The organism is Streptomyces sp. NPDC002206 (genome assembly GCF_053593595.1).
The window spans coordinates 492011-511889 of sequence record NZ_JBSFCW010000002.1 but is presented as its reverse complement, the minus strand read 5'-3'; the positions used below and the strand labels follow the sequence as shown (position 1 = coordinate 511889).

The 19879-nt window shown below is 69.0% G+C and carries 12 protein-coding genes; 5 read left to right on the top strand and 7 right to left on the bottom strand.

Annotated elements, in window-relative coordinates; genetic code table 11:
* Positions 1-2 precede the first annotated feature (2 nt).
* Both ACWCP8_RS07185 and ACWCP8_RS07180 read left to right on the top strand, forming a co-directional pair.
* Positions 3-4280: a HAMP domain-containing protein gene (locus ACWCP8_RS07185; protein WP_451114695.1), complete on the top strand. Its 4278-nt coding sequence runs from the start codon at positions 3-5 to the stop codon at positions 4278-4280.
* Positions 4277-4996 (top strand): response regulator, encoded by a 720-nt coding sequence (locus tag ACWCP8_RS07180; protein WP_352263369.1) that lies wholly within the window; start codon positions 4277-4279, stop codon positions 4994-4996. Before ACWCP8_RS07185 ends, ACWCP8_RS07180 begins: the two co-directional genes overlap by 4 nt.
* Before the next feature lie 68 nt (positions 4997-5064).
* Here the strand turns inward: ACWCP8_RS07180 and ACWCP8_RS07175 are convergent, their stop codons facing one another.
* The 4 genes from ACWCP8_RS07175 to ACWCP8_RS07160 all read right to left on the bottom strand — a co-directional run bounded on the left by ACWCP8_RS07175 (position 5065) and on the right by ACWCP8_RS07160 (position 10164).
* Positions 5065-6171 (bottom strand): AI-2E family transporter, encoded by a 1107-nt coding sequence (locus tag ACWCP8_RS07175; RefSeq protein WP_451114693.1) that lies wholly within the window; start codon positions 6169-6171, stop codon positions 5065-5067.
* A gap of 272 nt (positions 6172-6443) precedes the next feature.
* A complete protein-coding gene (locus ACWCP8_RS07170) occupies positions 6444-6647 on the bottom strand; it encodes a hypothetical protein (RefSeq protein WP_451114691.1) in 204 nt (67 codons plus the stop codon).
* Positions 6648-6666: 19 nt separating this feature from the next.
* Positions 6667-8496, bottom strand: a complete 1830-nt coding sequence (locus ACWCP8_RS07165) for a glycoside hydrolase family 15 protein (RefSeq protein WP_352263363.1) — start codon at positions 8494-8496, stop codon at positions 6667-6669.
* 426 nt (positions 8497-8922) lie between these two features.
* Positions 8923-10164 (bottom strand): PP2C family protein-serine/threonine phosphatase, encoded by a 1242-nt coding sequence (locus ACWCP8_RS07160; protein WP_382833426.1) that lies wholly within the window; start codon positions 10162-10164, stop codon positions 8923-8925.
* 236 nt (positions 10165-10400) lie between these two features.
* Between ACWCP8_RS07160 and ACWCP8_RS07155 the strand changes: the two genes are divergently transcribed.
* Together ACWCP8_RS07155 and ACWCP8_RS07150 are read left to right on the top strand one after the other, a co-directional pair.
* Positions 10401-11063 (top strand): response regulator transcription factor, encoded by a 663-nt coding sequence (locus ACWCP8_RS07155; RefSeq protein WP_451114909.1) that lies wholly within the window; start codon positions 10401-10403, stop codon positions 11061-11063.
* Positions 11060-12430 carry a sensor histidine kinase gene (locus ACWCP8_RS07150; RefSeq protein WP_451114689.1) on the top strand — a complete coding sequence of 457 codons (1371 nt, stop codon included), beginning with the start codon at positions 11060-11062 and terminating at the stop codon, positions 12428-12430. Before ACWCP8_RS07155 ends, ACWCP8_RS07150 begins: the two co-directional genes overlap by 4 nt.
* Here ACWCP8_RS07150 and ACWCP8_RS07145 read toward each other — a convergent pair.
* Positions 12411-13220 carry a COG4705 family protein gene (locus ACWCP8_RS07145; protein WP_352263358.1) on the bottom strand — a complete coding sequence of 270 codons (810 nt, stop codon included), beginning with the start codon at positions 13218-13220 and terminating at the stop codon, positions 12411-12413. The two genes, ACWCP8_RS07150 and ACWCP8_RS07145, sit on opposite strands and share 20 nt — an antisense overlap.
* Positions 13221-13769: 549 nt before the next feature.
* Between ACWCP8_RS07145 and ACWCP8_RS07140 the strand changes: the two genes are divergently transcribed.
* On the top strand, positions 13770-16646 hold the full coding sequence (locus ACWCP8_RS07140) for a SpoIIE family protein phosphatase (RefSeq protein ID WP_451114686.1): 2877 nt from the start codon (positions 13770-13772) through the stop codon (positions 16644-16646).
* Between the two features lie 30 nt (positions 16647-16676).
* Here ACWCP8_RS07140 and ACWCP8_RS07135 read toward each other — a convergent pair whose 3' ends face one another.
* Together ACWCP8_RS07135 and ACWCP8_RS07130 are read right to left on the bottom strand one after the other, a co-directional pair.
* Positions 16677-18512: a glycoside hydrolase family 15 protein gene (locus ACWCP8_RS07135; RefSeq protein ID WP_451114684.1), complete on the bottom strand. Its 1836-nt coding sequence runs from the start codon at positions 18510-18512 to the stop codon at positions 16677-16679.
* Between the two features lie 162 nt (positions 18513-18674).
* The gene (locus ACWCP8_RS07130; RefSeq protein ID WP_382833433.1) at positions 18675-19733 is read right to left on the bottom strand and encodes an NAD(+)/NADH kinase; all 1059 of its coding nucleotides are present in this window, start codon (positions 19731-19733) and stop codon (positions 18675-18677) included.
* Positions 19734-19879 lie beyond the last annotated feature (146 nt).

Below are 19879 nucleotides of genomic sequence, written 5' to 3'. Positions count from 1 at the left end.
CCATGACACTGGACCCGACCCGACCCGTCACGGAGCCGGACGGGCAGTGGGTTCGTACGAGCGATCTACGCCCCTTGCTCGGCGCGATGAAGGCCCTCTGCGACGGTGATTTCACAGCGCGCGTGGAGGACCCGGAGAAACAGGGCGCCGTCGTGCCGGACGGGGTGCTGGCCGAAATGGCCGGGGTGTTCCAACAGATCGTCGCGCGGAACGCACATCTCGCCTCGGAGCTCCAGCGGGTGCGCCACGAGATCATCCGACAGGGACGGCTGGACGAGCGGATCTCGGCGAGTCCCGGCACGGGAACCTGGACGACGAACATCGAGGCTGCCAATACGGTGCTCGAAGCGCTGGTGGTACCCGTCGCGAAGGCCACCCGGGTGCTCGACGCCGTCGCGGACGGCGATCTGACCCAGCACGTCGATCTGCACGACGGAAGCCGCCAGCTCCGCGGTGACCTGCGGCGTCTGGGCATCGGTGTGAACCGCATGGTGGACCAGCTCTCGCTCTTCACCGGCGAGGTGACCAGGGTCGCCCGCGAGGTCGGCACCGAGGGGCGCCTCGGCGGCCGGGCGAAGGCGCAGGGACTGTCGGGCGACTGGCTCCATGTGACCGAAGCGGTCAATACGATGGCGTCCCGGCTGACGGCACAGGTGCGGGACATCGCGGTCGTGACGACGGCGGTGGCGCGCGGCGACCTGACACAGCAGGTGACGGTCGAAGCCACCGGCGAGCTGCTGGAGCTGAAGCTCACGGTCAACACCATGGTCGACCAGCTGCGGGCGTTCGCCGACGAGGTGACCAGGGTCGCCCGCGAGGTCGGCACCGAGGGCCAGCTCGGCGGGCGCGCCCAGGTCAGGGGCGTATCCGGGGTCTGGAAGGACCTCACCGACAACGTCAACTTCATGGCGTCGAACCTGACGTCCCAGGTCCGCAACATCGCCCAGGTGACCACCGCCGTCGCCAACGGCGACCTCAGTCAGAAGATCACCGTGGACGCGCGGGGCGAGATCCTGCAGCTGAAGTCGACGATCAACACCATGGTCGACCAGCTCTCCGCCTTCGCCGACGAGGTCACCCGCGTCGCCCGCGAGGTCGGCACCGAGGGCCAGCTCGGCGGCCGCGCCCACGTCAGGGGCGTATCCGGGGTCTGGAAGGACCTCACCGACAACGTCAACTTCATGGCCGACAACCTCACCTCCCAGGTCCGCAACATCGCCCAGGTCGCCACCGCCGTCGCGGAGGGCGACCTCGGCAAGACGATCACCGTGGAGGCCAAGGGAGAGATTCTGGAGCTGAAGTCGACGATCAACACCATGGTCGACCAGCTCTCCGCCTTCGCCGACGAGGTCACCCGCGTCGCCCGCGAGGTCGGCACCGAGGGCAACCTCGGCGGTCAGGCACAGGTCAGGGGCGCTTCCGGGGTCTGGAAGGACCTCACGGACAACGTCAACCGCATGGCGCTCAACCTGACCTCGCAGGTCCGCAACATCGCCCAGGTGACCACCGCCGTCGCCAACGGCGACCTGTCGAAGAAGATCGACGTGGACGCGCGCGGCGAGATCCTGGAGCTGAAGGACACCGTCAACACGATGGTCCAGCAACTGAGGGCTTTCGCGGACGAGGTGACCCGGGTGGCCCGCGAGGTCGGCACAGACGGGCGACTCGGCGGCCAGGCCCAGGTCCACGGTGTCTCGGGCGTCTGGAAGAACCTCACCGACAACGTCAACTTCATGGCCGACAACCTCACCTCCCAGGTCCGCAACATCGCCCAGGTCGCCACCGCCGTCGCGGAGGGCGACCTGTCGAAGAAGATCGACGTGGACGCGCGCGGCGAGATCCTGGAACTCAAGTCCACGATCAACACCATGGTCGACACGCTCTCCTCGTTCGCCTCCGAGGTGACACGAGTGGCCCGCGAGGTGGGCAGCGAGGGACAGCTGGGCGGCCAGGCCCGGGTGGAAGGTGTCTTCGGGACGTGGAAGCGGCTGACCACCAGCGTCAATGAACTGGCGCTGAACCTGACCACCCAGGTGCGCGCGATCGCCGAGGTCGCGAGCGCTGTCACACAGGGCGACATGTCCGGCTCCATCTCGGTGGAGGCCCAGGGCGAGGTCGCCGCCCTGAAGAACAACATCAACCTCATGGTGGCGAACCTCCGTGAGACCACCCGGGCCAAGGACTGGCTGGAGTCCAACCTGACCCGTATCGCCGGACTCATGCAGGGCCACCGCGACCTGGTCGAGGTCGCCGACCTGATCCTGCGCGAGCTGACCCCTCTGGTGAACGCCCAGTACGGGGCATTCTTCCTGGCAGAAGCGGGCGCGGAGCCCGGCGAGGACCTTGAGCTGCTGGCCGGTTACGGCACCGGCCAGCCCGAAGTCCGCCGCCGGCGCACCCGGCTCAGCCTCGATGCCCCTGGCTGGGGTCTGGTCACCCAGGCCGCAACGGAGAAACGGCGGATTCTCATCGAGGCGGTCCCCACCGAATACATCACCATCAGTTCGGGCCTCGGCGCCGCGCCCCCGGCCAGCGTCGTCATCCTGCCGATCCTCTTCGAGGACCGGGTGCTCGGAGTCATCGAACTGGCCTCGTTCAGCAGCTTCAGCGAGGTCCACCTCGCCTTTGTCGACCAGTTCGTGAACACCATCGGTGTCTCCATCAACACCATCATCGCCAATTCCCGTACCGAGTCCCTCCTCTCGGAATCCCAGCGCCTCACCGCCGAACTGCGCAAGCGCTCCGATGAGTTGCAGCTCACCAACGCCGAGCTCGAGGAGAAGGCGGCGCTGCTGGCCACGTCCTCCCAGTACAAGTCGGAATTCCTGGCGAACATGTCGCACGAATTGCGCACCCCGCTCAATTCGCTCCTCGTGCTGTCGCGGCTCCTCGCCGACAACCCCGACGACCACCTCTCCCCGCAGGAGGTGGAGTTTGCCGTCACCATCCACCGCGCGGGCTCCGACCTGCTGCAACTGATCAACGACATCCTCGACCTGTCGAAGATCGAAGCAGGCCGGATGGATGTGCATCCCAAGAAACTGCCGCTGATCAAACTGCTCGACTACGTACGGGCGACGTTCCAGCCGCTCGCTCTGGACCGCGGCCTGTCGTTCGACATCAAGGTCAGCGAGAGCGTGCCGCTCGAACTCTACTCGGACGAGCAGCGGCTCCAGCAGATCCTCCGCAACCTCCTCTCCAACGCAATGAAGTTCACCTCGTCCGGCGGAGTGCAACTGATCGTCGAACGCTCGATGGTCTCGGACTTCGAGGAGGAGACGCTGCGCAACGCCGACGCCGTCATCGCTCTGACCGTCAAGGACACCGGAATCGGCATCGCGCCGGAGAAGCTCGACCAGATCTTCGAGGCCTTCCAGCAGTCCGACGGCACCACCAACCGCAAATACGGCGGCACCGGGCTCGGCCTCTCCATCAGCCGGGACATGGCGGGCCTGCTCGGCGGCCGGATCATCGCCGAGAGCGAAGAGGGCGTCGGCTCCGCCTTCACCCTCTTCGTCCCCGTGCACTACACGGGTCCGCCCTCCGGCGCTCTCCCCGCGGTGGAAGCGCGCCCCGTGAGCAGCACCACCCGAGCCATCGCCGAACTCACCGCCCTCACCGGCCGACCCGCGGCCGAGCCCGGACCCGCGTCGCAGGTCGATGTGTTCAGGCCCCAGGAGTCCGTGCCCCGCACCGGAACCCGGCCCGACGGCGGCGACGACGGCGTCAGCTGGCCGGAGACGACCCGGCTCAGGGACTGGCTGAGTGGCCGCCTCGCCGGGGTGCTGACCGACCGTCGCATCCTCATCGTCGACGACGACATCCGGAACGTCTTCGCACTGACGCATGTGCTGGGGCGCGTCGGCATCAGTGTCAAGTACGCGGAGAACGGCCGCGAGGGCCTGGAGGTCCTTGATCAGACACCTGACGTATCACTGGTGCTGATGGACATCATGATGCCCGAAATGGATGGATACGAGATGATCGCAGCGATCCGTCGCACACCTCGTTTCGCGGACCTGCCGATCATCGCGCTCACCGCGAAGGCCATGCCCGGTGACCGCGAGAAGGCCATCCAGAGCGGCGCGGACGACTACGTCCCCAAGCCGGTGGACGTCGACCGCCTGCTGTCGGTGATCTGCCGGCTCCTCGACCCGCAGTGCACTCTGCCGGAGCCGCGGCCGGATCCCTCCGACAACGTCAGCGCCACGGACCGGGACGACGGCGACACCCTCAGGAACAGGGACGATGACGACGGACCAACAGGACGGCCAACATGACGGCGACGCAGCCAGCAGCATCGGAGACCGCCAGCATCCTCATCGTCGACGACATGGAGGAGAACCTGGTCGCTCTCGAAGCCGTACTCGGCTCACTGGGCCATGTGGTCCGCGCGCACTCGGGTGAGGAAGCCCTCAAGGCGATGCTGCGCCAGGAGTTCGCGGTCGTGCTCATCGACGTGCTGATGCCGGGCATGAACGGCTTCGAGACCGCCGCCAACATCAAGGGGCTCGACCAGACGAAGGATGTCCCGATCATCCTGCTGACCGGAGCCGCAGTCGATCCGAACTACGCCTACCGCGGCTACACGGTCGGCGCCGCCGATTTTCTGATCAAGCCCTTCGACCCCTGGCTGCTGCGGACCAAGGTCAACGTCTTCCTCGATCTGTTCCGCAAGAACCGCCAACTCATGGACCAATCCGAACAGTTGAAACGCCTCCTGACGGCGGACGGCGGCCGCCCAACGGTTACGCCGTCCACCCCTCCCCCGACTTGCGCATCCACCGAGCCGTCGTACGGCAAGGACACCACGGACACCGCGGAACGCCCTGCACACCCGGACGACGCCGACCGGCTCTCTGAGGTCGTCGGCCAACTCGCCCAGGCGGAACTCCTGCTACGAGATGCCAACGGTCCGGGCGGGGCGGACCTCGCCGACCGCATCGTCGAACTGGAACAGGCGGTGGGACGGCTGATGGCGGAACGCGAGACGTAGGAACGCACTCGGATCGTCACGATCCGCCGACCGCGCCACCGGCCCGAGGCCGCCCCCTCCCGGGTCCGCTACATGCTGGGACGGTCCGGCCCTCGTCCCCTTCGGATGCCGGTCGCCGACCGTGCACGGATGGCCTTCACCTGTGTGAATCTCCGCGCCCGCTGCAGAGCCTGATGGACCGACCAGACGACGGATACGAGCGGCACTGTCACGATCGCTCCCAGCACCCCCGCCGCGATCGCGCCGGCGATCACGGAGAGCGCGATCACGACCGGATGCAGGCGGACGGCCCAGCTCATCACGATCGGGTGCAGGAGGTGCCCCTCGATCTGGCCGATGACGACGATCAGCGCGACGACGACGGCCGCTACGATCGGGCCCTTCGACGCCAGAGCCACAACGGCAGCAATTCCAAGGGCGATGGGTGAGCCGATCAGGGGTACGAAGGCCGCGAAGAACTCCAGCAGCGCCAGCGGAAGCGCCAGCGGCACTCCCAGTACGAACAGGGCGAGGCCGACGAGTACGGCGTTGGTGGCAGCCACCACGATGATGCCGTGGGTGTACCCCGTGAACGTCCCCCACGCCGCTCGGCCCGCGATCTCCACCCGCTCCCGCACCGTCGCCGGGAGCTGCTCGCACAACCAGTCCCATTGCCGATCGCCCGAGTAGATGAAGAAGACCGAGCAGAACAGGGCGAGAACGAACACGGTCATCACCTCCACCAGTCGGCCCACGCCACTGAGCGCCGAGCTGATCACGGTGGACCGATGGCTGGACAGATATTGCCCGACCCGGGCCTGCAAGTCCTTCAGTGCCCCGGGGTTCAGACGGAACGGTGGCTCCTCCAGCCAGCGCTCGATCCTGGCGAGGCCGTCGCTGAACTGCCGCTCCAGCCCGGCCCTTTCTCCGGCGACCGCCTCACCGACAAGGGACAGCACACCCAGGGCCAGGACGAAGCTGCCGAGGAGCGCCACTGCCACCGCGAGCGGCCGCGGCAGCACACGAGCCAGGAGGTCCGTCGGCGGGCGCAGCACTGCGGTGACGACCAGGCCGAGGAAGACTGCCACCGCGACTTCGTGGAACCGTCCGATCGCCGAAAAACCGGCGTAGACGACAGCTCCCACGACGAGGGTCCGCCAGGCGTAGGCAGCGGCCGTCCGCAGCGCAGGGGACACACGCGGCTCCTGCGTCGGGTCGGTCGGCCCATGCTGCGAGCCCGGGCCCCGGGAAGCACGGCCGTTGATGCCGCGCAGTGCCTGGCGCGACGCCGCCCGAGCCCGGTGCCTCCGTCTCTCAGGCCGGAAGCCGGGGTCCGGATTGTCGGGCTGCAGATGCGATCGCCTGGGCATTCCTTGCTGGTACCAGTCGCCGACGCATCATCCCAGCTCCCGCGGCTGCATACACGCGAAGTCACCCAGCAGGCGCAGTCACCGGTCGCGCCGACAGCTCAGTTCGCCAAGGCGGCCCACGCCAGGTCACGGAGCTCGTCATCCGGGATGGCAGCCGCGTCGTCGGGCCGCAGCCGGATGGTCGCCCTGCCTGAGGTGAGCGCGGGGTGGCGGGTGGCGAAACCGGCGTCGCGGCCTTGCTGCCAGCCGTAGCGGGACACTCCGTGGTTCCATGCGCCGACGTGGTCCCCCTGTTGGCGCATGAGTTGGCGAGCCGGTTGATCAGGCCGGAGCGCCTGCCTTCGCTCGGGCGAGGTTGACGCCACTGGCGATGATTCCGATGTGGCTGAATGCCTGAGGAAAGTTGCCCATGAACTCTCCCGTGGACGGGTCGATCTGCTCCGACAGCAGCCCCAGTGGGCTCGCCCGGGCACACAGCGAGGCATACAGTTCGTCGGCCTCTTCGATCCGGCCTTGGCCGGTCAGGTTGTCGACCAGCCAGAAACTGCACAGCACGAAGGCGCCCTCGTCGCCGGCCAGACCATCGGGTGACTCCTTGTGCAGGTAGCGATAGAGCAGCCCGTTGCCGGCCGACAGGCGCTCGGCGACAGCCGTGGTGGTCGCCACCATCCGCGGGTGATCAGCCGGCACAACCTGGCGCAGGGGAAGGGCGAGCAGGCTCGCGTCCACAATGCCGCCGCCGTCCAGGTGTGTGCTCAGGGTCTGTGCGTCCTCGTCCCAGGACCGCTCCAGGATGAGCCGGCGCAGCTGGTCGGCTGAGGCTCGCCACTCGGCGATCCGCCCGGGCAGATGAAGCCGCTCACCGATAGCCGCAGCCCGGTCCAGGGCCACCTGGCACATCCCGGCCGAGTACGTGAACACCCTGCCCTCGCTGCGCACTTCCCAGATTCCCTGATCCGGCTGCCGCCAGGCCTGCCCCGCCGCTTCGGCCAGCTCGGCCAGGCTGGTCCACAGCGCGGGCTGGATCTCGCCGCCGGAAAGCAGCCACTGGTCGGCGCAGTCAAGGATCTCGCCGTATACGTCGTGCTGGCGCTGGTCGGCCGCGCCGTTGCCCCATCGCACCGGGGCAGAGCACCGATAGCCTTCCAATTCGCTGTCCTCGACCTCGTCCGGCACCGGACTGCCGTTGAGGCCGTACATGATCCGCGGCCGTCGGCTGTACTCGAAGGCGTCAAGAACCCAGCCGAGGAAGGCATCGGCCTCGCCACGGAAGCCGATGCGGCGCAGAGCGAACACGGCGAAGGCCGCATCGCGGATCCAGGCATAGCGGTAGTCCCAGTTGCGGATCCCGCCGATCGGCGCAGGCAAGGAGGATGTAGGTGCCGCGACCAGCGAGCCGTTGGCCCAGTCGTCGCACATTTTCAGCGTGATCGCGGCGCGCCTGACCAAGGACTCCTCAGGACCGCCGTACTCCATATGCTTCATCCAGCGGCGCCACGCGTCGGCGGTTCCCTGCAGCATCGCGTCGGTATCGAACCGGTGGTGGCGATGGAAGCGGCCCCAGGACAACACGAGATCGAGGCGATCACCTTGCTGCAGGTCATGTGTGCTGTGCAGGCCCCCCAGGGGACGGTTGGACCGCAGGTGGAGTCGCAGGTCCGGGCGCCGGGACGATCGCACTTCCAGTCCGCTGAACAATGCCCGCGCATGCCCACCGCCGCGGGGCTCGAGGTCCGCTCGTAGGCGGACGTTGCCGGCCAGCACCACCGCCGAACGCACAAGTTCGGCCCGATCAGCCGGTGCGTCATCGGTGAGATCAGCGCCGGAGCGCAGGGCCAGCGCATCGGTGACGCGAACCAAGCCGGTGGGACTGCGCAATTCGGTTGTCAGTACACCGGTATCAGGTTCATAGCGCTGTCGCGCCTCCACCAGGTCTTCCGGTGCCAGGGTGAAATGCCCCCCTCGTGCTTGATCCAGCAAGCCGCAGAACAGGGGTTCGGCATCGAATCGGGGAAGGCACATCCACGAGATGGAGCCGTCCAGGCCCACCAGCGCGGCCGTCGCGCCGTCCCCGATGAGGCCGAGGTCCTCCAGCGGCAGGTAACCCTCCCGCCTGCGGACCGGCCGGAACGGTGGGTCGGGATCGTGCATGCCGCCTCGCTTCCGCCGAGCCGAAAAGGACCGGGCGATCCGATGTGCACACCCAGAAGGTGATCATCACTTTTCGACGCACGGTGTTCTCGACTGCGGCCCGGAGCGTCGCGTCCGCACAGAGTGTCTCGATGGCGGTGTCGTCGTCCTGGCCCCGTGTCGGCTCAAGGATCCGCTCGACAATGTCCTCGCGGGTGAACGCGTCCGCACCGTGTCGCATCGTGCTCCTACGCTCTCAGGGAGCGAGCTGGAGCGCGACCCAGTCGCTCCGGCAGTGATGCTTTCCAGTGAAAACCGATCCGCGTGCAGCTGCGGACCCTGCTCACGGGACATCTCGGCGGTCCTGATGACATCGGCGGTGGAGTCGGCGCTGTCGGCCCCGGCGGGCAGTCGGCTTCCGCTCGGCAGGCGGGCGCGCCCTGGGGCTTACAGGCGGAGAACCACCAGGGCGATGTCATCGCGGGCGCCGGCGCTGACGCCGAGGCGGGCGAGCACGGCGTCAGCGAGGCGTTGGGGGCTGAGGCCGGTGAAGCGGGCGAGTGCGTCGGTGAGGCGGTGCAGACCGGCGTCGATGTCCTCGCCGCGGCGTTCGACGAGGCCGTCGGTGTAGAGCACGAGAGTGTCGCCGGGGGTGTAGGACAGCTCTGCCTGGGGGCGGGGGACGTGTTTGGGGCGGGCTCCCAGCGGCGGGTCGGTGGCCTGGTCGAGCAGATCGAAGGTGCCGTCGTGGTGGACCAGGACCGGCGGGAGGTGACCGGCGCTGCTGTAGGTGATGCGGTGGCTGCGGCGGGCGATGACGACTTGGCACGCGGTGGTGGCCAGCGCACCTTCGACCGAGCGCGCGTACAAGCCCACAACCTCCAGCGCCTTGGCGGGTTCCTGGCGGGCTCGGACGGCGGCGGACAGTGCGCTGCGAAGCATTCCCATGACGGCAGCGGCCCCCAGGCCGTGGCCGACAACGTCACCGACGGCTACGGCGCAGCCGTCGTCGGGCAGGTCGACCAGGTCGTACCAGTCGCCGCACACGTTCAGAGATCCGGCGGCGGGAAGGTAGCGCACCGCGACATCCCGATGCCGGGCCAGGTCGGGCGAGTAGAGCATGGCCTCCTGCAAGGTGACGGCGACCTGGCGTTCACGGGCGTGGGCTTGGCGCAGTTCCTCGTTCAGCCCCTGGAGCTCACGCGCCCGTGCGTACAGTTCGGATTCCATCACCTCCCATTTGCTGAGGTCCCCGCCTCCTCCCGGGCGGGAGGGAAGGGACCGCACGAACGCAGTCACGTCCTCCACCCGGTGGATGATCCACGCCACCTGTCCGTCCGGTCCGAGCACGGGGGTGTTGATCGGGGACCACCATCGCTCCTCGAACACGCCGGGCTTGTCCGCAACCGGGATGTCGTACTTCTGCACCGCCATCGTGTCCGGCTCCTTGGAGCGCAGGGCCCGGCGCAGGGAGCTGCCCAGGTTCCGCACCCCGTCGGCGCCCGGATCCGCGGGGTTGTCGGGGAAGGCGTCGAAGAGGTACTGCCCGACCAGATCCTCCCGAGTGCGGCCGGTCGCTGTCAGATACGCCCGGTTGACATCGATGATCACCAGGTCGGGACCGAGCACCAGATAGGGACTGGGCGTGGCGGCGAACAGCGCCCGGTAGTCGATCCGTGTTGTGGTCACATGCTCTCCCGTTCCGACTCGTGGCCGCCACGGCCGAACGTCGTTTCAACCATGGGTCCTGCGCTCCCCCGCACCCGTCCTCGCTGCGCCGCAGGAGTGTCGGGAAGGTGATCCGCGCCGCCGCTCCCCGCCGCAGAGCACGAGGCCACCGGTTTCGTCTACAGTCCTGTAGACGAGAGTGATACCGCCGGGCTACGGGCCCCCGACAGAAGGACTCGACTGCCGTGACGGACCTTGTGCAACGCCGTGTCCTGGTCGTCGAGGACGACCACGGGCTGCGCGACGTGCTCGCCCGCGGACTGCGCGAGGAGAATTTCGCCGTCGTGACCGCCGCCAGTGGGGCCGGCGCCCTGCGCACCCTCGATGACCGGGTGGATGCCGTCGTCCTCGACATCGGACTGCCCGACTCGGACGGCCGGGACGTGTGCCAGGCCATGCGTTCGACGGGGCTGCAGGCCCCGGTGGTCTTCCTCACCGCGCACAACACGCTCACCGACCGGCTCTCGGGCTTCTCCGCGGGCGGCGACGACTACCTGGCGAAACCCTTCCATCTTGCCGAACTCGCCGCCCGGATCCGCGCGGCGCTGCGCCGCGCCGGGCCGGACCCCGTGGTCGAGCTGGCGGAGCTCCGGCTCGACCCCGTACGCCACCTCCTGGAGGTGCACGGCAAGCCGGTGGCACTCACCCCCACCGAGTTCCGCCTGCTGGCCGCGCTGATGGCGGCGCCCGGTACCACCGTACGCAGACGGGAACTCCTGCGCGCGGCCTGGCCGGACGGGGCTCAGGTCAGCGACAACACGCTCGACCAGTACCTGACCCGGCTGCGCCGGAAGCTGCGCGAGGCGGACAGCCCACAGGCGATCAGTACGGTGCGCGGCGTCGGGTACCGCCTGATATGAGGCGGCTCCGCGTCATCGGACGGCTCCGCACCGCGCTGCCCCACACTCTGCGGGGCCGTCTCGCCCTGCTCGCCCTGGCCTCCGCCACGGCCTGGGTCGCCGCGCTCACCATCGCGTTCAACATCGTCCTCGCCGGACGGCTGAGCAGCCAGGCCGCCGACCTGCTGCAGACCCGGGCCGCGGCGGTGGCCGCCACCGTCGAGGCACGCCCGGACGGCGGGATCGTCGTCCATGAACCGCCCGACGACCGCGCCCTGGATGTCGGCACGTGGATCTACCGCGGAAGCACGGCCGTCGAAAGGCCGAGCGCGCCCCCCGCCCTCCAGCGGCAGGCCGACCGGCTCACCGGCCGGGGCAGCGGATACCAGGAGTCCGGCGGCAGAAACGCCTCCCGGCTCTACGCCCTGCCGGTGCGCGTCGGCGACCGCCAGACGGGCACCGTTGTCGTCGCCGTCTCTCTCGACCCGTACCGCAGCACCGCCCGCGCCGCCCTCGCCGGTTCGGCGGTCCTCGGGCTGCTGCTCCTGGTCGGGGTGTACCTGCTCACCCGCACCATCGTCGGCCGGGCCCTGCGCCCGGTCGCCGAGATGAGCACCCGGGCGACCCGCTGGAGCGAACTCGGCGCCGCCGAACGCTTCGGCACCGGCCACCGCCCGGACGAGCTCGCCTCGCTCGCCACCAACCTCGACGAACTCCTGGACCGGCTGGCCGCCGTACTCCGCCACGAACAACTGCAGACCGCCGAGCTCTCGCACGAGCTGCGCACCCCGCTGGCCCGCATCGTCGCCGAGACCGACTGGCTCACCGCCCGGCCACGGGACTCGGCCGGACAGCACGCCTCCCACCAGGCGATCGCTGCCGCCGCCGGCACGATGCGGCACATCTGCGACACACTGCTTTCCGAGGCCCGCGCCCGCACCGGGCAGCCCCCCGGCCGCTGCCGACTGCCGGCAATGGCCGATCACCTGGCCGAGCAGTACGCACGTCAGCACCCTGCCGCCCCGCCGCTGTCCGTACGGGGCGGCGCAGCCGTCACCGCAGGTGTCTCCCCCGCGCTCGTGGAACGCATGCTCACGCCGCTGCTCGACAACGCCCGCCGCTATGCCGCCACCGCCGTCACCCTGACGTTCGCGCAGACCCCGGCCGGTGTGGAGCTCGCCGTGACCGACGACGGCCCGGGTGTGCCCGCAGAGACCGGCCCGGCCGTCTTCGAGCCGGGCCGCCGGGCGGATCCGGAGGACGGTCATGACGGGGCCGGTCTCGGACTGGCGCTGGCCCGGCGGCTGGCCCGCGCGTCCGGCGGCGACATCGAGTGGGACCCGACCGCCGGCGGTGCGCGGTTCGTGGTCAGCCTTCCGGCAGGCTGACAGAAGCGTCGGCCACGTCCCGCCGGGTCACCGTCAGATAGCTGACCAGGGCCAGGATCAGGACGAGGAAGATCGCGCTGGTGCCGACCGTACCGAGGCCGAGGCCGCCGTCACCGCGTGCCTGGGAAAGATAGTCGCCGAGCGAGGCGCCCAGTGGACGGGTGAGGATGTACGCGATCCAGAACGCCGGGACGGCGGCGAGGCCGAACCCGTAGTGGGCGGCGGCCACGGCGGCGATGAGCACCGCGAACAGCACCGCGGACACCCAGTACCCCAGGTCCATCCGCTCGGCCGTGAGGTCGCCCGCCGAGGTGCCGAGAGCGAACGTGAAGAGGATCGCCGCCCAGTAGAACGCCTCGCGGCGGACCGTGTGAATGGAGTGGATGGAGAGCGTCCGCTCGCTCCCGTACCAGGCAGCGAACACCGCGACGAGCAACACGGCGAAGACGACTGTCGTCGTCTCCAGCGCCACCCCGAAGTTGTCCGTGAGGTTGTCGCTCACGAGCGTGCCGACCACGCTGATCAGCACCACGGCAAGCCAGTAGAGCCCGGGCACGTACTTCTTGGCCCGGAACTGGAACCAAAGCGTGCCGATCAGCAGCACGGCCATGACCAGCGAGGTGTTCGTCAGGCCCAGACCGAGGTTGTCGTTGAGGAGATCGGCCGCGGTCTCGCCCACCGTCGTGCACAGCACCTTGATCACCCAGAAGTACACGGTGACTTCGGGGACCTTGTTCAGCATCTGCCGCGCCCCGGCGCGTGCCGGATACGAAGCTGTTTCATTCGTCATGACCGGTGAGGCTGGCACGGCGAACCTGAACACATCCTGACTGCTTCCCTCCACCGTCGGCAGATGATGCCCGGACTCACCGAGATCCTCCTCGCACAAGCGATACGTGCAGCAGCAGTCGATCACTCGTGGCGTTACGCTCATTTTGTATGCATTCGTTCCGACTGTGGAGGCAGCCATGCGCCCTACCGACGAGTACCCGACTCCGTCGCAGGCCGAGGGCGAGAGGTTGGAAGAGGATTTGAATCCGGCCGAGGAACGGCACCCCGCCACGACACGCACCCAGCCCTCCCAGGCCGAGGGCGAGCGCCGAGCGGAGGATGACGAAAGCTGAAGTGGAGGTGGCGACAGCAGTTGCGTCCGACCGGATTCGAGCCGGAGCCACAAGGCTGCAGCGTCGGGCCAGGCCCCCGGCCTCCACGAGTGCGGAGGTCGACGGCGCGGGCGTAGTAATGGCCGTCCGTTGAATTACCGATCACGTCGTCGGCGGACGGCCGCACCGCAGCGCGATTTCCTACCGACTTCGCGCCCGAAATATACAGTTGATCCATGAATGCTCGGTTGGCCCTGCTTGACAGTGTGGAACAGGGCGTCACGGAGGGCGAGGTGCTGCGGCTCGCGCTTCAGCACGCCGTCGCCGAGCTGGACGGCCTGGGCGGGACGGTGCACCTACGTGGTCCCATGTCGGCGCTGCGTCTGGTGTCAGTGGCTGGACTGCCTCCGGCCCTCGTCCGACCGTGGGAGATCATCGACCAGGAGGACACCGCGGCCCCGGCCCGCGCCGTGCGCCAGGGAACCGGCGTGTGGGCGCTCCACGACCTCTCGGGCACCACCCCGCCCGAGTCGGCCACCGACTGGCCCGGTACAGGCCTGGCAGCCGTACCGGTGTTCGGCGCGGAGCGCCCGGTCGGCGCGCTCACCGTGGTGACAGGCGCCTCGGGAGAGCCCACCAGGAAGCATTGGGATTTCCTCACAGCGGTGGCCGCCTGGGCGAAGGAGCGGATGATCCAGGCCCCGCCACCCGCTCGCCCTGCCCCGGAGGAGCCGAACGGCAACTTCCTGCGGCAGGCGCTCAAGGCCGTCCAGGTAGGTACCTGGGACTGGAACATCCGCACCGGCTCACTGTCCTGGGACGATGCGGCCATGGCCATCTACGGCACCGAGCCTGGCGACTTCACGTCCCAGGTCGAGAGCTGGATGAAGGTGGTCCACCCCGACGACGTGCCGCGGGCGCTCGCCGCCGTCGAGAAGGCCATTCGCAACCACGGTGTATTCCAGGCCGAATACCGAGTACGACGCCCCGACGGCAGTTACGGCTGGACCCAGGCCCGCGCAAGGGTGGTGCTCGACGACGCGGGCGAGCCCTACCGGATGATCGGGACGGCGTGGGACAGCAACGAGTCCCGGTCCGCCCGTGACGCGCTCAGCCACGCCTTGCGCCATATGAGCGACGGCTTCCTGTCGGCGGACGACGACTGGCGGATCACCTTCGTCAACCTGGAGGCGGAAGGCATGCTGGGCTCCTCCGAGGAGGAGCTGTTCGGCCGCGTGCTATGGACACTGCCCGCCGTGCAGCAGGTCCCCGACATGGAGGCCCGGTGCCGCCGGGCCGCCGCCACGGCCACCCCCGCAGGCTTCGACGCGCAGATGCCGGATACCGGACGCTGCTACCACCTGCGGCTCGTCCCGGTGCCCGACGGGGTCACGCTGTACTTCACCGACGTCACCGAGATGCGCAGGCACGAGGCCGAGCGGATCACCGCCGAGAGGGCCTCCGCCGAGCGTGCCTCCCGGATCACGGAGCTGACCGCAGCGCTCGCCACGGCGACGACCTCACGGGACGTGGTGGACGCGGTGGCCCAGCGGGTGCTGCCGCCGTTCCGCGCCACCGGGCTGCTCGTGCAGGCCGTCGAGGGCAACCGGGTCCACAACGTCGGAGCCGTCGGCTACCCCAGCGCATTCCTCGAACGCGTCGACGGCCGTTCCCGAATCGCGAAGGACCCCGTCTGGGACGCGATCTCCACTCAGGGGCCGCTGTTCCTCTCCTCGGCCCAGGAGTACGCGGCACGCTATCCCGCTATGGCCGACCACCCGCAGGACATCGGCAAGCAGTCCTGGGCGTTCCTGCCGCTGACCGCCTCCGGGCACACCTTCGGTGTCTGCGTGATCGCGTTCGACCAGCCGCGCCGCCTGGCCGACGAAGAACGCACCCTGCTGACCGCCATCAGCGCCCTGGTCGCGCACGCCCTGGAACGCGCGCGGCTCTACGACGCCGAGCACACCCGGTCCCGGGAGCTGCAGCGCGCACTGCTCCCTCGGAGACTGCCCGACCTGCCGTCGTGCTCCGCCGCCGCCCGCTACCTGCCCGCCGGACACGGCATGGACGTCGGCGGCGACTGGTACGACGTCATCCCGCTCTCCGCCGGACGGGTCGCCCTCGTCATCGGCGACGTCATGGGCCACGGCCTCTCCGAGGCTGCCACGATGGGACGGCTGCGCACGGCCGTTCACACCCTGGCCGACCTCGAACTGCCACCCGACGAGATCATGAGCCACCTCAACGACATCGTCAGCGGCCTCGGGGAGGACTCGTACGCCACGTGCCTCTACGCACTGTACGACTCCACCACCCGGACCTGCTCCATCACCCGCGCCGGCCACCCACCACCGGCAGTGGTCCACCCCGACGGCACCGTGCACTTCCTGCATCCGGTCCCGGATCCGCCACTGGGGGTGGCAGAGCCGCCGTTCGAGACGGTGGAGCTGACGCTGCCCCCGGGAAGCCTCCTCGTGCTGTACACCGACGGCCTCATCGAATCGTCCGAGCGCGAGATCGACCAGGGCATGACCGAGCTGGCGCAGCTCCTGCGCACCGGGGAGAGCGAAGACCTGGACCGGCTCTGCGAAACCCTCATCGCCGGCCTGCTCCCCGCCGGACAGCACACCAGCGACGACGCCGCCCTCCTGGTCGCCCGTGTGTACGCGCTCAGCTCCGACCGGATGGCCTCCTGGCCGCTCCCGGAGGACCCCCGAGCAGCGGGCCTGGCCCGCAGGCACGTCCGGGAGCAGCTGTCCACGTGGGGGCTGGACGACATGGCGACGACCACGGAGCTGCTCGTCAGCGAGCTGGTCGGGAACGTCGTACGACATGGGAGGGGACCGCTGCAACTGCGGCTGCTGCTCGACGCCGACCTGGTCTGCGAGGTCTCCGACGGCAGTCTGACCATGCCCAGGGTCCGCCACGCGTCCGAGACGGACGAGGGCGGCCGGGGACTGCAGCTGGTCGCCGCGCTCTCCCAGCGGTGGGGCACCCGCTACACCGCTGCCGGCAAGTGCATCTGGACCGCGCAGACGATGCACGGATCCGACATCCCGGCTCCGCTCCTGCCGGAATCCGACACGCACGCCCTCGCGCCCCCCGAATGACCGCTGACGTCGAGCACGTCTGATCGGGGTTCAGCCGAGCGCACGGTCGAGGTTGAATGCAGCACTGATGAGGGAAAGGTGGGTGAAGGCCTGCGGGAAGTTGCCCAGTTGTTCTCCCGTCGGTCCGATCTCCTCTGCGTACAGGCCGAGATGGTTGGAGTAGGTGAGCATTTTTTCGAAGGCCAGGCGGGCATCTTCCAGGCGGCCGGCTCGGGTGAGGGCTTCGATGTACCAGAACGAGCAGATCGAAAAAGTGCCCTCCGTGCCCAGGAGGCCATCCGGGCTGGCTCCCACGTCGTAGCGGTGGACAAGCGAGTCGGTGACCAGGTTCGCACCAAGAGTGTCCAGCGTCGCGAGCCACTTCGGGTCGACGGGGGAGACGAACTTGACCAGGGGCATCATCAGCACAGAGGCATCCAGGACGTCGCCGTCCAGTTGCTGGACGAAGGCGCCGACCTCGGCCGACCAGCCCCGGCTCATGATCTGCCGGTAGATCGCGTCACGGCTCCGCCCCCACCGGACAAGGTCGGCAGGCAGGCCACGCCGGGTCGCCATACGCATGGCCCGCTCGATCGCCACCCAGCACATCAGGCGCGAGTACAAGAAGTCCCGTCGTCCCCCGCGGGTCTCCCAGACGCCTTCGTCCGGCTGGTCCCAGTGGTCGCAGACCCAGTCCACCACGGCGCCGACCTCGTCCCAGCGGTGGCTGCTGATGGGTTGCCCCCACTTGTCGTACAGGTAGATGGAGTCGATCAGCGCTCCGTAGATGTCCAGCTGGAGCTGGGTCGCGGCGCCATTTCCCACCCGTACCGGAGACGACCCCATGTACCCCTCGAAATGCGACAGTTCGCGCTCGGTCAGCTCGCGGCGTCCGTCGATGCCGTACATGATCTGCAGCGGCCCGGTGGCATCGTCCTCGCACATGATGCAGGAGGACAGGAAGCCCATGAACGCTTCGGCCTCCGATGTGAAGCCCAGCCTGAGCATGGCGTAGATGCAGAAGGCGGCGTCCCTGACCCACGTGTACCGGTAGTCCCAGTTGCGCTCGCATCCGATCTCTTCGGGCAGGCTCGTCGTCGGCGCAGCCACGATCGCGCCGGTCGGCGCGTAGACGAGCAGCTTCAGCGTCAGCGCGGAGCGGTGCACCATCTCCCGCCACCGTCCGTGGTAACGGGAGGCGCTCAGCCACTGCCGCCAGTAGCGGACCGTGGCCTGGAACTCGTCCTCCGCCTCACGCCTGGCACACCCCCGCGGAGCGACCTCTGCCCCCACCCGGTCGAGGGCGAAGACCGCGGACTCGCCCTCCAGCAACTTGAAGTGCGACCAGGCGTCCGTGCCATCGCATTCGAGCGGGACGGTGGCCGTCAGAGCCAAGGACAGGTTCTCGGATTCGAAGTGCGCGCTGTCGCCCTCCAGGCGCGCAGTGTGCGACTCGGTCCCGTAACCGAAGCGGGGAGCCACCCGCGCGGTGAACGGAAGCGAGCCCCGGACGCACAGCAGGCGTCTGATCAGCCGGTGCCGGTGAGCCTCGCCCGATTCGTCACCGATGGGCATGAAGTCCTGGATCTCGCCCACCCCGTCCGCGGCGAAGAATCGCGTGATCAGCACATTGGTGTCGGGAAAATAGAACTGGCGGGTCCGCGCAGGCACGTCGGCGGCCAGCTGGAACGATCCGCCCCGGTCCGCATCCAGGATGGAGCCGAACACGCTGGGCGCGTCGAATCGCGGGCAGCAGTACCAGTCGATCGTGCCGTCGGTGCCCACGAGCGCGACGGTACGAAGGTCGCCGATCAGGCCGTGTTCGGCGATCGGCAGATAGCGTCCGGAGCCCGCTCCCTGCCCGTATCCGGCATTCTCGAACGCCATGCCAGGCCTCCCTGCCACTGCGGCGCCACCGCCGTGAAACCGAAAATAACCCTGATAAGAGTCTAAATCTCCACACATGTGAACTTGGCTCTGCCTCCTCAGCTGCACCACCGCCATGTGCCGTGTCGTGACCACGACGGCGGGCACTCACCAGCCGTGCGTTCATGCGACAGGCGGCGTGTGCAGGCGCAGGTGGGCCAGATCGTCGGGCGGTGGGCTGTCGGGCCGGTGGAAAAGCGGGGTCTGGTCGATGGCGGTCGCCGGGGCGTCGGCCAGCTGGAAGCGCTCGCGCAGCCGGTGGTAGAACTCCAGCGGTGCCAGACGGGCCAGGCGCAGCCGGTACGGTGCCCGGTAGACCGCAACCCAGTCCCCCGGGTCCAGCACTCCGCGCGTCTCCCCGTCGATGCTCACGGCCACCCGGCCGGAATGCGGCAGCACACGTACCGCGATCGCCTCGTCGGCGGCGGCTATCACGGTACGGCCGAAGGCCATGTGCGGAGCGACCGGGGTGAAGACGATGGCGTCGGCGGCAGGGTCCAGTACCGGCCCTCCCGCGGCAAAGTTGTACGCGGTCGAGCCGGTGGGGGTTGCCATGATCACCGCGTCGGCCGAGTAGGAGGCGAGCAGCTGCCCGGCCAGGTACACGGCCACGCTCGCCTGCCGGTCCCGGGCGAGCTTTTCCAGGACCACGTCATTCACGGCGGTGACGTCCAGGGCGACACCCCAGCCGACCGGCTGCGGCCCAGCGGGGCGCAGCGTCGGCGCCGGCAGCGCAGGGCCGCGCCCGTAACACAGCACCGTGTCCAGGCCGACGGGCGTCTGAAGCGGGCGCGACGCACGCAGCGTGAGCACCATCCGCTCCTCGATCACCGCCTGATCCCGGTGGAGAACGTCCAGCGCGTCCTCCACCTGGTCGGTGGTTATCTCGGTCAGGAAGCCGACCCGGCCCACGTTCACGCCCAGCACCGACGCCCCGTCCTTGGCAGCGATCCGTGCCCCACGCAGAAACGTACCGTCACCACCGAATGTGATGATCGACCCAGGATGGCCCGCTGCCTCGGCCTCTTCCTGGCCTCCGTGCCGCGGTTCCCCTTCCCGCCACACGTCGATGTCGGTGCAGGCGATGCCACGAGCGGCACACCACTGGCGGGCAGTCCGCGCCGCCGCGACGGCGGCGGGCCTGCCTTGGTGGACAACCAGACCCAGCCGATTAAGAGGCATCACCTCTCACCGTAGACCGCCCCGGCCCGCCGCGCAGATCGCAACAGACCGTCCCGACAGATGGGTGGTCGAGCGGATCTGCGCCTGGCTTCTGGGCTTCGGACGCCTCCGTACCCGCTGGGAACGCAGAGCCGACAGCCGAAGCC

What these genes read in the sequence shown, in the direction of transcription:
- ACWCP8_RS07140 (WP_451114686.1), top strand. Translation starts at nt 13,770, where the DNA reads ATGAATGCTCGGTTGGCCCTGCTTGACAGTGTGGAACAGGGCGTCACG.
- ACWCP8_RS07185 (WP_451114695.1), top strand. Translation starts at nt 3, where the DNA reads ATGACACTGGACCCGACCCGACCCGTCACGGAGCCGGACGGGCAGTGG.
- ACWCP8_RS07145 (WP_352263358.1), bottom strand. Translation starts at nt 13,220, where the DNA reads ATGACGAATGAAACAGCTTCGTATCCGGCACGCGCCGGGGCGCGGCAG.
- ACWCP8_RS07150 (WP_451114689.1), top strand. Translation starts at nt 11,060, where the DNA reads ATGAGGCGGCTCCGCGTCATCGGACGGCTCCGCACCGCGCTGCCCCAC.
- ACWCP8_RS07130 (WP_382833433.1), bottom strand. Translation starts at nt 19,733, where the DNA reads ATGCCTCTTAATCGGCTGGGTCTGGTTGTCCACCAAGGCAGGCCCGCC.
- ACWCP8_RS07165 (WP_352263363.1), bottom strand. Translation starts at nt 8,496, where the DNA reads ATGCACGATCCCGACCCACCGTTCCGGCCGGTCCGCAGGCGGGAGGGT.
- ACWCP8_RS07170 (WP_451114691.1), bottom strand. Translation starts at nt 6,647, where the DNA reads ATGCGCCAACAGGGGGACCACGTCGGCGCATGGAACCACGGAGTGTCC.
- ACWCP8_RS07180 (WP_352263369.1), top strand. Translation starts at nt 4,277, where the DNA reads ATGACGGCGACGCAGCCAGCAGCATCGGAGACCGCCAGCATCCTCATC.
- ACWCP8_RS07135 (WP_451114684.1), bottom strand. Translation starts at nt 18,512, where the DNA reads ATGGCGTTCGAGAATGCCGGATACGGGCAGGGAGCGGGCTCCGGACGC.